At 68.9% G+C, this 13,064-nt stretch carries 10 protein-coding genes; 7 read left to right on the top strand and 3 right to left on the bottom strand.

What is annotated here, in order from left to right; translation table 11 throughout:
* The first annotated feature begins 147 nt into the window (after positions 1-147).
* The 6 genes from LTV02_RS30220 (at position 148) to LTV02_RS30195 (ending at position 7,120) form a co-directional block, all read left to right on the top strand.
* On the top strand, positions 148-921 hold the full coding sequence (locus LTV02_RS30220) for a GntR family transcriptional regulator (RefSeq protein ID WP_408639431.1): 774 nt from the start codon (positions 148-150) through the stop codon (positions 919-921).
* Positions 921-1,148, top strand: coding sequence for a 4Fe-4S dicluster domain-containing protein (locus LTV02_RS30215; protein WP_040744775.1), 228 nt, complete (start codon positions 921-923; stop codon positions 1,146-1,148). Before LTV02_RS30220 ends, LTV02_RS30215 begins: the two co-directional genes overlap by 1 nt.
* Before the next feature lie 22 nt (positions 1,149-1,170).
* Positions 1,171-2,610 carry an ABC transporter substrate-binding protein gene (locus LTV02_RS30210; protein WP_233035179.1) on the top strand — a complete coding sequence of 480 codons (1,440 nt, stop codon included), beginning with the start codon at positions 1,171-1,173 and terminating at the stop codon, positions 2,608-2,610.
* Positions 2,611-2,716: 106 nt separating this feature from the next.
* Positions 2,717-3,583 carry an ABC transporter permease gene (locus LTV02_RS30205; protein ID WP_233035178.1) on the top strand — a complete coding sequence of 289 codons (867 nt, stop codon included), beginning with the start codon at positions 2,717-2,719 and terminating at the stop codon, positions 3,581-3,583.
* Complete coding sequence (locus LTV02_RS30200; RefSeq protein WP_233035177.1) at positions 3,580-4,347, top strand: ABC transporter ATP-binding protein; 768 nt, start codon at positions 3,580-3,582, stop codon at positions 4,345-4,347. The genes LTV02_RS30205 and LTV02_RS30200 overlap by 4 nt, the downstream gene beginning before the upstream one ends.
* A 76-nt stretch (positions 4,348-4,423) precedes the next feature.
* The gene (locus tag LTV02_RS30195) at positions 4,424-7,120 is read left to right on the top strand and encodes a fumarate reductase/succinate dehydrogenase flavoprotein subunit (protein WP_233035176.1); all 2,697 of its coding nucleotides are present in this window, start codon (positions 4,424-4,426) and stop codon (positions 7,118-7,120) included.
* A 66-nt stretch (positions 7,121-7,186) separates the two neighbouring features.
* Here LTV02_RS30195 and LTV02_RS30190 read toward each other — a convergent pair whose 3' ends face one another.
* Positions 7,187-8,779 carry a DUF2207 family protein gene (locus LTV02_RS30190; protein WP_233035175.1) on the bottom strand — a complete coding sequence of 531 codons (1,593 nt, stop codon included), beginning with the start codon at positions 8,777-8,779 and terminating at the stop codon, positions 7,187-7,189.
* A 533-nt stretch (positions 8,780-9,312) separates the two neighbouring features.
* On the opposite strand from LTV02_RS30190, the gene LTV02_RS30185 reads away from it, so the two are divergent.
* A complete protein-coding gene (locus LTV02_RS30185; RefSeq protein ID WP_233041753.1) occupies positions 9,313-10,239 on the top strand; it encodes a neutral zinc metallopeptidase in 927 nt (308 codons plus the stop codon).
* 161 nt (positions 10,240-10,400) lie between these two features.
* On the opposite strand, the gene LTV02_RS30180 is transcribed toward LTV02_RS30185, so the two are convergent.
* Positions 10,401-11,642, bottom strand: coding sequence for an ammonium transporter (locus LTV02_RS30180; protein ID WP_233041752.1), 1,242 nt, complete (start codon positions 11,640-11,642; stop codon positions 10,401-10,403).
* Positions 11,643-11,805: 163 nt separating this feature from the next.
* Positions 11,806-12,639 (bottom strand): hypothetical protein, encoded by an 834-nt coding sequence (locus LTV02_RS30175; RefSeq protein ID WP_067721058.1) that lies wholly within the window; start codon positions 12,637-12,639, stop codon positions 11,806-11,808.
* Between the last annotated feature and the right edge of the window lie 425 nt (positions 12,640-13,064).

The following is a 13,064-nucleotide window of genomic DNA, read 5'->3' as shown; positions in this document are numbered from 1 at the left end:
ACCTGGAATCCGCGCCGTTTCGCCAGGCCGGGACGCTCGCCGAGCGGCGCATAACTTCACACCCCATGATGTACCGCAAGTGAGGGCCCGGCTGGCCCCCAACGGTGCCCTTACAGTTCTGAACTCGCAGGTCAAAGGCGAAAGGAGCTGAGGGTGTCGCCGGAACCGATCCCACTGCGCGGCCCCGTGCGCCGCGCCGACCGCGCCCGTCAGGTGGCGGACGTGCTGCGCCAGCAGATCCATGCCGGCGCGTTCGAGGACGCGCTGCCGTCCGAGGCGGAACTCACCGCCGAATTCGCGGTGTCCCGCAATACGGTCCGCGATGCGCTGGCCCTGTTGAAGGACGAGGGCCTCATCGAACGCGCCCCCAAGATCGGCACCCACGTCGCCCGGCGCAAATACGACCACGGCCTCGACGCCCTGCTCGGACTCAAGGAAACCCTGCGCGGCCACGGCGAGGTCCACAACGAGGTGCGCACCGTGCAGCTCGTCGTCCCGCCGCTCGCCGTCGCCCGCAAACTGCGCCTCGACCCCGGCGCGCAGGCCGTCTACATCGAGCGCCTGCGCTGGTTCGGCGACCTGCCGCTGAGCCTGGACCTCACCTATCTGGTCCCGGACATCGGCGCCGAGGTCATCACCCGCGATCTCGAATCCAATGACGTCTTCGCGCTCATCGAGGAGATCAGCGGCGGCCCGCTCGGCTCCGCGGACCTGGCCCTGGAGGCCATCACCGCCGACGCCCACTCGGCCTCCACCCTGCACATGCCCGAGGGCGGCGCGCTGCTGCTGCTCGAACGGCTCACCAAGCTCGAGGACGGCCGCCCGGTCGATCTCGAATACATCCGGATGCGCGGCGACCGGATCACCATGCGCGGCAGCCTGACCCGGCCGCCGGAACGTACCGATTGGAGGCTGACCTGATGGCTCTGGTCAACCAGCGGGCCGATGTCCCGGTGACCATCGACGAATCCCTGTGTATTCAGGGCTGCACCCTGTGCGTGGAGATCTGCCCGCTCGATTCGCTGGCGATCAACCCCGACAACGGCAAGGCATACATGCACGTCGACGAGTGCTGGTACTGCGGGCCGTGCGCGGCGCGCTGTCCCACCGGCGCGGTCACCGTCAACATGCCCTATCTGCTCCGCTGAACACCCTTCGCTAGGAATCCCCATGAAGTACCGCCCCGCCCGCCTCGCCACGGTGGCCCTGGCCGCCACCCTCGCCCTCTCCGCCGCAGGCTGCTCCCTGGAGCAGCAGTCGGGCGGCAACGGTGACACCGTCAAGGTCGTCATCGGCTACCAGTCCAAGACGATCAATACCGTCACCGCGGGAACCCTGTTGAAGGCCAAGGGATTCCTGGAAACCCGGCTGAACAAGCTGACCGACGGCGGCGGGGCCAAGTACCAGGTGGAGTGGCAGGACTACGACACCGGCGCGCCCATCACCGCGCAGATGGTGGCCGAGAAGATCGACATCGGCTCGATGGGCGATTATCCGCTGCTCATCAACGGCTCCCGCACCCAGGCCAACGAGCGCGCCAAGACCGAGTTCGTCTCGGTCACCGGGTACAACCCCAAGGGCGCGCTGAACATGGTGGTGGTGTCGCCGGATTCCAAGGCGCAATCGCTGAACGATCTGGCCGGGCAGAAGGTTTCGGCCTCGGTCGGCTCCGCCGGGCACGGCACCCTGGTGCAGGCGCTGACCCGCGCCGGCCTCGACCCCAAGACCGGCGTCGAAGTGCTCAACCAGCAGCCGCAGATCGGCGCGTCCGCGCTGGAATCCGGTCAGGTGGCGGCGCTTTCGCAGTTCGTGGCCTGGCCCGGGCTGCTGGTCTTCCAGAACAAGGCCAAGCTGCTCTACGACGGGGCCGAACTGAACGTCCCCACCTTCCACGGCGTGGTGACCCGCCGCGACTACGCGAAACAGCATCCGGAGGTGCTGAATGCGTTCCTGCAAGCCCAGCTGGACGCCACCGACTTCATCCACCAGCAGCCCCTGGAAGCGGCGCGGGTCGTCGCCGAGAACGCCGGTCTCGCTCAAGAGGTGGTGTACCTCTACAACGGGCCGGGCGGAACCTCCTTCGACACCACGCTGAAGCCCAAGCTCATCGATGCCTTCAAAGCCGATGTGGCGTACCTGAAGTCGATCGGCGACTTCGCGGATCTGGATATCGACAAGTTCGTCGATTCGACCGCGTTGCAGGCGGCGTTCAAGGAACGCGGCGCGAACTACGACGCGGAACTGGCCGTCAATGCCAACCCCGCACCGGTCAAGGGCACCGACCCGGTGAGCGGCAAGGCCGCCGACAATCCGGCGCTGGCGGGCGAGATCTGGTTCACCGGGGCCGACAAGACCCAGCCCGCCTCGGACCCGACCAGCCTGCTGCGCGCCGTGAAAGCCGCTCGCGCCCAGGGCAAGTCGATCCGCGCCGCCTATGTGCCCGATGCCGAACTCGGCACCCGCTGGTTCGCCGACAAGGCCCTGTGGGTCCGCGACGGTGACACCTACCTGCCCTTCACCACGGCCGCCGCACAGCAGCGCTACCTGGGCGCGCACCCGTCCGGCGTGGCCGTGAACTACGAGCAAGCCGTCAACGAGGTCCGGCAATGAGCATCCTGAGCCGTTCCAGCCGTCATTCCGGCGGGCCTTCGGCCGGAACCTCGTCTCCGGCAGCGAGATCCCGGTCGCACGCGCGCCGGGGCGACGGGGTGACGAGATGAGTGCCGTCACCGCCGTTCCGATCGAGGCGCGAGCCGCTGCGGAGCAACCGGCAGCCGTACCCCGCCGCGCCCGATCCGGCCGCAGGGTGTGGACCTCGCGGGCGGTGCGGCTCATCTCCGTGCTGGCGGCGATCGGTGCATGGCAGGTGTTGACCGCCAACGATATTCGCGCGTGGGTGCGGTTCGACACCCTGCCCACCGTCACCGAGATCGTGCGCGCCTTCCGGCATCAGCTCGGCACCGACGTGTTCTACCTGGATCTCGGGCAGTCGCTGATCCGGATTCTCACCGGATTCGGGCTGGCCGCGTTGTTCGGCGTGACACTCGGTGTGGCACTGGGCCGTTCGCGGTGGCTGGCCGATACCGTCGGCCCGCTCACCGAACTGGCGCGGCCCATTCCGGCCATCGCCATCGTGCCGGTCGCCATCCTGCTGTTCCCGGACGACGAGGCGGGGATCGTGTTCATCACCTTCCTCGCCGCGTTCTTCCCGGTACTGGTCTCCACCCGGCACGCGGTGCGGGCGCTGCCGACCATCTGGGAGGACTCGGTGCGCACGCTCGGCGGCGGTCGCTGGGACGTGCTGCTGCGGGTGGTGCTGCCGGGCAGCCTGCCGGGCGTGTTCTCCGGACTGTCGGTGGGCATCGGCGTGGCCTGGATCTGCGTGGTCTCGGCCGAGATGATCTCCGGGCGGCTGGGCGTCGGCTACCGCACCTGGCAGGCGTACACCATCGTCGACTATCCGGGCGTGTTCGTCGGCATCATCACCATCGGCGTGCTCGGGTACGGCACCTCGGCCGCGGTGGAATTCCTCGGTCGCCGGGTCACTCATTGGCTGCCGCGCGTCCCGGAGGTGGCGAAATGAGCGTCGAGCAGACCGTCGCCGGAATCGGATTGACCCTCGAGGGGATAGACCTCTCCTACACCGGCGCGCCCGTCATCACGGGCCTGAACCTGCAGGTGCGGCCGGGCGAGATCCTGGTGCTCACCGGCCCCTCCGGGTGCGGCAAGTCCACGGTGCTGCGTGCACTGGCGGGCCTGCTGAAGCCCGATGCGGGCCGGGTGCTGGCCGACGGCGTCGAGGTCACCGGCACCGACCGGGATCGCGCCGTCGTCTTCCAGGACAATGCCCTGCTGCCCTGGAAGACCGTGCGCGCCAATATCGAACTGGCGCTGAAGCTGCGCGGCGCACCCCGGGCGGGCCGGCGCGCGCTGGCGGAACGGTGGATCGAGGAGATCGGGCTGACCGGTTTCGCGGACTTCCTGCCCAAGAGCCTGTCCGGCGGCATGCGGCAGCGCGTGCAGCTGGCGCGCGGCCTGGCCGGCGCACCCCGCTCGGTCATGATGGACGAACCGTTCGGCGCGCTCGACGCGCAGACCCGCAGCACCATGCAGCGCTTGCTGATCGACACCTGGCGCGGCCATCCCACCACCGTCCTGTTCGTCACCCACGACGTCGACGAGGCGCTGTTGCTCGGCGACCGCGTCGCCGTCCTCGGTCGTGCCGGCGAACCGTTGCGCGCCCTGCTGGAGGTCCCCCAGCCGCGCGTCCTCGGCGTCGACCGCTCCGCGCTGCGCGCCGAAATCATTACCGCACTGGATCATTCGGGCGACCTGGCCGCCCTCTGAGCGCCGCGCCGCCGGCGCCCCCGGCGGCCCGCGCGACCCGATATCCGTCCCCGACTCGCGAATGCTGGTGTATCCCATGGAGATTCCCGATCTATCCGAAACCCTGCGCCTGGACTGCGACGTCCTGGTGATCGGCGGCGGCACCGCGGGCACCATGGCCGCGCTCACCGCCGCCGAACAGGGCGCGAACGTGCTGCTGCTGGAGAAGGCGCACGTCCGGCATTCGGGGGCGCTGGCCATGGGCATGGACGGGGTGAACAACGCGGTCATTCCGGGCAAGGCCGAACCGGAGGACTACGTCGCCGAGATCACGCGGGCCAACGACGGAATCGTCAACCAGCGCACCATCTATCAGACGGCGACGCGCGGGTTCGCGATGGTGCAGCGGCTCGAACGGTACGGGGTGAAGTTCGAGAAGGACGCGTACGGCGAATACGCGGTGCGGCGGGTGCACCGGTCCGGGTCGTACGTGCTGCCCATGCCGGAGGGCAAGGACGTCAAGAAGGCGCTGTACCGGGTGCTGCGGCAGCGCAAGATGCGGGAGCGGATCCGCATCGAGAATCGGCTGATGCCGGTGCGGGTGCTCACCGAGGGCGGGCGTGCGGTCGGTGCGGCCGCATTGAACACGCGCACCGGCGAATTCGTGGCGGTCGGCGCGAAGGCGGTCATTCTTGCCACCGGTCCCGCCGGGCGGCTCGGACTGCCGGCCTCGGGGTACCTGTACGGCACCTACGAGAATCCGACCAATGCCGGTGACGGCTACGCCATGGCCTATCACGCGGGCGCGGAGCTGTCGGGTATCGAATGCTTCCAGATCAATCCGCTGATCAAGGATTACAACGGTCCGGCCTGCGCGTATGTCGCGAATCCGTTCGGCGGGTATCAGGTCAACGCGCTCGGTGAGCGGTTCGTGGATTCCGATTACTGGTCCGGGCAGATGATGTCGGAGGTGAAGCGGGAGATCGAATCCGCGCGCGGGCCCATCTATCTGAAGGTCTCGCACCTGCCGACCGAGACCCTGGACGCGCTCGAAGGCATCCTGCACACCACCGAACGGCCCACGCGCGGCACCTTCCACGCCAATCGTGGGCACGACTACCGCACCCACGATATCGAGATGCACATCTCCGAAATCGGCTTGTGCAGTGGGCATTCCGCGTCCGGAGTATGGGTGGACGAGCATGCCCGCACCACGGTGCCCGGCCTCTACGCTGCCGGCGACCTGGCCTGCGTCCCGCACAACTACATGATCGGCGCGTTCGTCTACGGCGACCTGGCGGGCTCGCACGCCGCATCGACGCTGGCCGAAGTCGAAGCCCCGCAGGCGCTTCCGGACGATCAGCTGGCGGCCGCCCACGAACTCGTCTACCGCCCGCTGCGCAATCCCGACGGGCCGCCGCAGCAGCAGGTCGAATACAAGCTGCGCCGCTTCGTCAACGACTATGTGGCCCCGCCCAAGACCGCCACCAAGCTCTCGCTCGCCATCGAAACCTTCGACCGCATGCTCGGCGACCTGGAGGCCATGGGCGCGCAGACCCCGCACGAGCTCATGCGCTGCGCCGAAGTCACTTTCATCCGCGACTGCGCCGAAATGGCGGCGCGTTCCTCGCTGACCCGCACCGAATCCCGGTGGGGGCTCTATCACGAGCGGGCCGACCTGCCCGAGCGCGACGATGTGGAATGGCGGTACCACCTCAATCTGCGCAAGGGCGCGGACGGCGAGATGGAATTCCACAAGCGGCCCGTCGCACCGTATTTCGTCCCGGTTGCCGGCTTCGACGAGCTGACCTCGGACGATCCGGCCGTCATTCCCGTCGCGCAGCCGGAGCTCATCGGCAGTCCACCCAACCTGGGGACGGATGTGCACAACCACGTGACCCCGCCCGCGCCCGCGCAGCAGATCGTCGCGCCCCGCATCGCGCTGCTGCTCACCCTCGATGCCCCGAGCACGGCCGAACTCGAATCCTTCCTGAGCGATCCGGATCCGCGCGTGCGCGCCACGGCCCTGTCGGTGCTCACCGAAGGCACCCCGGACGGTTTCGACGACCACTTGATCGCGGCCCTCGGTGACGCCGACGCCGCCGTCCGTGCCGCGGCGGTGGCGGGTCTGCGCGAACTCGTCGAAATCCTCCCCGCCCCGGGCCTGCTCGCCGACCACGCCGACTCGCCGGATCCGCTGGTCCGCGCGGCCGTGATCGATCTGCTGCGCGCCCTGCACGCCGGTTCGGCGGAACTGTTCGCCAAGGCCGCCGTCGATGCCGACCATCGGGTTCGCATCGAGGCGGTGTCCGGCCTGGTCTCCCTCGACGACTGGAACGCGCTCGCCGGCGCGGCGCACGACGAGAACCGCGAAGTCCGCATCGCCGCCGCCAAAGGTCTGGCCACCATCGGCCAGGGCGGCGCCGACACCGTCCGCACCCTCGTCGCCGACCGTGACCCCCTGGTCCGCGCCGCCGCGCTCACCGCGCTGGCCCGGCTCGGCGACTCCACCGACGCCCCGGTACTCACCGCGGCCCTGCGGGATTCGGCCTGGCAGATCCGCGAAGGCGCGGCCCGCGGCCTGCCCGCCGTCGGCGTCGAACTGGCCACCGAACCCCTCACCACGGCCCTGACCGACGTCCACCCCGACATCCGCAAAGCGGCGGTGCTCACGCTGAGCAGCTGGCCCGAATCCGAAAGCGCCCGCCTCGCACTGCGATCGGCGCTCGACGACACCGACGCCGACGTCCGCGCCTACGCCCGCCGCGCCCTCGCTGTGCACGCGGATTCCTAGCGGCTGGGGCCCGCGGCTTCGTCACCGCCCGCGCCCCCTCGTCGGAATGACAAGGGGGAGGCGGCGTCAACGGGCCGGGCGGAACAACCCCTCGACGGCCGTAATGAAATACGGGAAGTGCGCGCCGAAGCGGAGCAGCTCGCGGTCGCCTTCGAAACCGCCGAACCAGTAGATGCCGGTTTCGCCGTCGGCGGTGGGATCGAGATTGCGGAAGGTGCGGACCCACTGGTCGGTGCGGCGGCCGGCCACCATGAACGGCAGCGCACGGGAGAAGACCAGCTCCTGATCCGGCGGCGGGAGCTGTTGCGGGGCAATGGCATCCAGACCACGCAGCATGGCCTGGATGCGACCGGTCAGCTCGCGGCCCAGCGCGGTGCGGGCCGGGAGATAGCGGGGGAGCAGCAGGGCCGCCACGCCCGCCAGCGCGATGGCGATGCCGATCAGCGCGTGACCGGGGCCGAGCGCGAGGGCGGCGGTGGCGATCGCGCCGGTGAGGATCAGCGCCGCGCCGAGCCAGAATTCGAAGCCGCGGCGGGTGCGATCCACGAACGCGCCGCGCGCCACCGCATCGTCGATGAGGGCCCGCCGGACCGCGCGCACCGGCACCTTGCCCTTCAGCTCCGACAGCAGCACGGCATCCACGCCGTCGGGGAGCAGGGCGGAGTAGACCGTGCGCTCGTACCCGGTGAGCTGGTCATCGGCCGGGTTCAGACGCTCGATCCGCCAATCCTGTTCGTCCGCGACCGCGACCCAGAGATAGCTGCGCACCGCGAGATCCACGATGGTTGCGGCCATATCGGCGGGATCCACATAGCCGTCGAGCAGCAGGCCGGCGGTACCGGGCAGCACGCCGTCGGGGGAGGTGAAGCGAGCCCGATTGCCCTCGCGCGCAATCGGATCGATCACCTGCGGGGCGTCGGCGTCCGCGCGGCGGGTCCACACCACATAACCGGCAGCGGCGGCCAGCCCGGCCAGCAGCACCGCGAACGCCGCCAGCACCGGACCGGTCAGTGAGAACGGGCCGGGCGCGTTGTCGTCGTGGATATCGGCATTGGCCTTCACCGTGCCCGGCGGCAACTGCAGGGTCACGTCGATGACATCGCCCTTGCGCAGATCGGTCTTCGTCAGATGCGCGACGCCGTCCGGCTCCACCCGGATGTCCGCGCAGTTCTCCGGAGCCCCGGGCGGGCCGATGGTGCACTTGGTCACGCCCATCCGGAAGTCCGGGCTGATCACGCTGGCGCTGATCGACGCCACATCGGTGTTCAGCACGCCGGTCCAGTGGAACACCTGCGCGCCATCGGCATTGCTCACGGTGTTGTGCACGGCGTACTTGAACGTCGCCGAGCCCGGGCGCGCCTCGATGGTGAACAGGTTGTCGTCCACCTTCGCGGTGCCGTCGCCGGTGGCCTGCACCTCGGTCACCTCGAAGTTGCGTTCCACGGTGTCGCTGACCTGCACTCGCAGCGGCAGCACCTGCCGGAAGTCGCCGCCCTCGGGCACTTCCACGGTTTCCACCACCCGCAGCAGACCGTCGTCGCCCAGACTCACGTCCGCGGTGATGCGCACACCCTCGGACTGTGCGTGGGCGGCCGGTGCGGCGAGGCCCGCTAGCGCGAGCAGCAGCGCGACGAGAGCGCCCCCCCGAAAAATCTGCATGACAGGCGACTATAGACAGCTTGCTATCCTTCCTCAGCGGCTGTCGGTTATCGCTTACGAACGAGGGGGTGTGGGGGATGACTCGCCCACCGTCCGGCTACGGTCCGACTCCTCCCGGCGGGAACCCGCCCCAGCAGCCACATCCGGGTCAGGGTGGTAATCCGAATCCGGGTCGGCAGCAGCCCGATCCGGGGCAGTCCGGGCGGCCGCAGGGACAGCCGCAGCGTCCGTCGTATCCGCCGCAGCCCGCACCCGGTCGCCCGCCGTACGGCAATCCGCCGCCGGGACAGCAATTTCCGGGTCAGCCGTATCCGGGTCAGCGGGGGCCGGCCCGGCAGCAACCCGGATATCCGCAGCCGGGTCCGCCGCAGCACGGCGGGCAGCCGCGTCCTGGTTATCGTCCGGTAGCGCCGCCGCCCGGATACGCACCACAGCCCAATTACGCTGCGACCGAGATGTTCTCGCGGGGCCCCGGTCGGCAGCAGCCGCCCCCGCCGAGCAGTTCGGCCGTGCAGCCCGGATACCGGCCGCCCATGCCCGCGCCCACCGCGCAGGCTCCCACCGGTGCGCAACGCCCGGCCCCGCCGCGCCGCCGCCGTTTGGGCACCCTGCTGGTGATCCTCATCGTGCTGGTCACCGGCGTGCTGCTGCGCGTCGCCGTGCGCAGCGGCTTCGACAGCATCGGCTCCGGCGACGCCGTAAAGACCACTTACGCACCCGATTCCGGGGGTAGCAGCGCCACCGGCGTCGCCGCCACCGCCGACAATCCACTGGTCACCGGCGCGGATCTGACCCTGATCCCGGCCAAATGCGACTACACCGCGTGGAGCACCGACGTCGACACCGCGCGCACCTTCTTCGAAACCGCGGCCGGCTGCCTGGAGAACGCCTGGAAGCCCCTGTTCACGGATATCAAGATGAACTTCGAACCGCCGAAGCTCATGGTCTCCGCCGACACCGAGGGCATCACCACGCTCTGCACCGGCAGCAGCTCGAACTTCGCGGCCTTCTACTGCTCCGCGGACAAGACCATCTACCTGCCGATCAGCCAGTTGCAGACCGATATCTTCAAGAACAACTGGGTGGTCTACCTGTCGGTCTTCGCGCACGAGTACGGCCATCACGTGCAGGCGCAGTCCGGGATTCTCGGCAAGGTGCACCAGCAGCGCCGGGACGCGGGCGTGCGCAGCGACACCGGGCTGGAGCTGTCCCGCCGGACCGAATTGCAGGCCAACTGCTTCGACGGGATGTACCTGTCCGCGTCGCACGGCGGCGGGTCGCTCACCAATGCCCAGATCGGCGTGGCGCGCACCGACACCTACCACCGCGGCGACGCACCCGGTGACATGCGCGACCACGGCACCTCGCAGAACAGCGGAGCCTGGTTCGAGGTCGGCTACGACAAGAACCGCACCGCCCAGTGCAACACCTTCTCCGCCGCGGCGGGCAAGGTGAACTAGCGCTTCGCCTTTCGGCGGGCGGGAGGGGAAACCCGTGGGCATGCCCCCGGACCCCCGATAGTGGCGACGCCGACACGGGGACGGGGCTGCTCCGTGCGGCGACACCGGCATACGAAAGGGGTCCGGGGACGTGGTCCCCGGACCCCTTCCTGTCCGAAACGTCAGTGCCCGAAGGGCTTTCCGTGTCGCTGCGGCGAATGCCCGTGCACCCCTTCGGCGTATGCGGTCTCCGCGTGCAGTGCGAAGTCGATGCCGCCGACCTCGTCCTCGCGGCTGACCCGGAAGCCGAGGAACTTGTCGATGACCTTGCCGAGCAGGAACGTCGCGCCGAACGCGAACGCCGCCACCGCGAGCACGCCCACCAGCTGCTTGCCCAGCTGGCCCAGCCCGCCGCCGTACAGCAGGCCATCGGCCCCGTCGGTCATCACGTGCGTGGCCAGCAGCCCGATCAGCAGCGTGCCCACCACGCCGCCGACGAAGTGCACGCCCACCACATCGAGCGAATCGTCGTAGTTGCCCTTGAACTTCCAGCCCACCGCGAACGAACACACCACGCCGGCCACCAGGCCCACGATCAGCGCGCCCACCGTGTTCACCGTCCCGCACGACGGCGTGATGGCCACCAGCCCCGCCACCGCGCCCGACGCCGCGCCGAAGGTGGTCGGCCGGCCGTCGCGCACCTGCTCCACCACCAGCCAGCCCAGCATGCCCAGGCAGCCCGCGACGAGGGTGTTCAGGAACACCGCGGCCGCGATGCCATTGGCCTGCAACGCCGAACCGGCATTGAAACCGAACCAGCCGAACCACAGCAGGCCCGCGCCGAGCAGCACGAACGGCAGATTGTGCGGGCGCATGGCGTCGACCTTGAAACCGATGCGCGGCCCCAGCACGATCGCCATCGCCAGTGCCGAAGCGCCCGAGGCGATCTCGACCACCAGGCCGCCCGCGTAGTCCAGCGCGCCCAGCTTGGCCAGCCAGCCGTCCGGGGTCCACACCCAGTGCGCGATCGGCGCGTACACGACGAGCGCCCACACCGGCACGAAGATCATCCAGGCGGAGAACTTGGCGCGGTCGGCGATCGCGCCCGACACCAGCGCCACGGTGAGAATCGCGAAGGTCAGCTGGAAGGTGACGAACAGCAGTTCCGGCACGGCCCGGCCGTCGGTGCCCGGAATCTCGTGCAGGGTGCCCGGATCGATCCCGGAAAGCCCGATATGCCCGAGGTTTCCGATCAGTCCGCCGCCCGCGTCGTCGCCGAAGGCCAGGCTGTAGCCGAACAGCAGCCACACCACCGCCACCAGCGGAATCGCGATGAAGCTCATCATCAGCATGTTGAGCACGCCGGTGGAGCGCACCATGCCGCCGTAGAAGATCGCCAGCCCGGGCGTCATGAGCAGCACCATGGCGGTGGCCGCGAGCAGCCAGGCCGTGGCGGCCGGATCGAGGGTCAGGGTCGTCAAGGGGGTAACTCCTTCCGCGCGTAATCGCGTTGCGTGGAAGTTACCGAATACTCACGTTTCGGCGCTGTTACGAAAATGAGGACTTGGATACGTGTCCGTAACAGGCCTAGCTGCGGCGATCCCGAGTCTTGCGCGCCAAAGCGCGCAATCCGCGCGGTCCGGGCACGGGCTGGCCGTCGTCGAGGGACATCCACTCGGCGGTCACCAGCCACTGCTGCTGGGCGCGGGCGTCGGCTGTGTCGTTGAACACGCGGCGGCCGCGATCGTCGCGGAGTTCGTAGGCCAGGACGGACCAGCGGGGCGGGCGGCCGTGTTCGGCGACCTGATCGCGCAGATAGGTGGCGACCAGGGTGCCGAGGGCGTTCACCGGGCGCAGGGAGACGCGGTTGCCGTAGCGGGCGGCATGGAAGCGGCGGCCGGCGCACAGGGATCGGGGGGTGGCGTTGTAGGCGATCCAGCCCGCGCGCTGCGCGCGTTCGATCAACCACAAATGTTTGACGGCGGTCGGGGGGATATCGCCGACCCGGTCGCGAATCAAACTCACCACCGGTTCGGAAAGCAGAATGTCGCGACGCGTGGGACCGGTGCCGTGCACTGTCCAATATTCGTCGGTGAGTTTCGCGATGACGCGCCCGAAATCGTCGATGCTGCGTTGTGCGCGGCGACCCAATCGTTCGATGCGATCGGCTTCGGCGCGCATATCGTTCTGCACGATAAGGGTCTCGATGGCCGCGAGGGTCGGCACCTGACCGCGCTGCAGCAGTTCCAGAATGGCGCCCGCGGTGGCCGGATCGGCGGCGGCCGACACCGGGAGCGAGGCGCGCTTGATGTCGTAGTCCTGGGGGGCGATGGCTCGGCTGAGCAAACCGACCGCGGCGATGTCACCTGCGAATTCGGTGCTGGAGAGCCAGGCTTGGGCGATGTCGTCGTGCGACGGCACTTGGGCGTTCCTCCGGGAGATTTGGTTGTGCCCCGGTCGGGATGAGGGACCGGCCGGGGCCACCAACCTGATGAAGGTTTGGCTACCGAAGTTGCCGATGTCCACGGTAGCCAAACGATTGCGATCTTGCCGCATCGGTTGATGGGATCGTTATGTCCGCTCTGCGGAGTTGAAACCGAACGCGCGACTGTATCTGGCGATCTTGCAGACCAGACGCGTCCGGCTATTTGTTCTTAAAAACGCGCTGAGAATTTGCTGAGCCAGCTCACAGGATTTGCGTCCGGTCCGGTCGGTTTAGATCGGTCCCGCGGAATGCATGTGATGTACGCCACATTCTCGGCTGTGACGGGGCGCGAAACGGACGACTCGGCGACCGGCCCCACAGCGAATAACTCGATGTCGGACCGTCCCGGTAACCTTCCTGC

Origin of the sequence: Nocardia yamanashiensis (assembly GCF_021183565.1) — a bacterium.
GTDB lineage: Bacteria > Actinomycetota > Actinomycetes > Mycobacteriales > Mycobacteriaceae > Nocardia > Nocardia yamanashiensis.
This window is presented reverse-complemented; position numbering and strand designations above follow the sequence as displayed.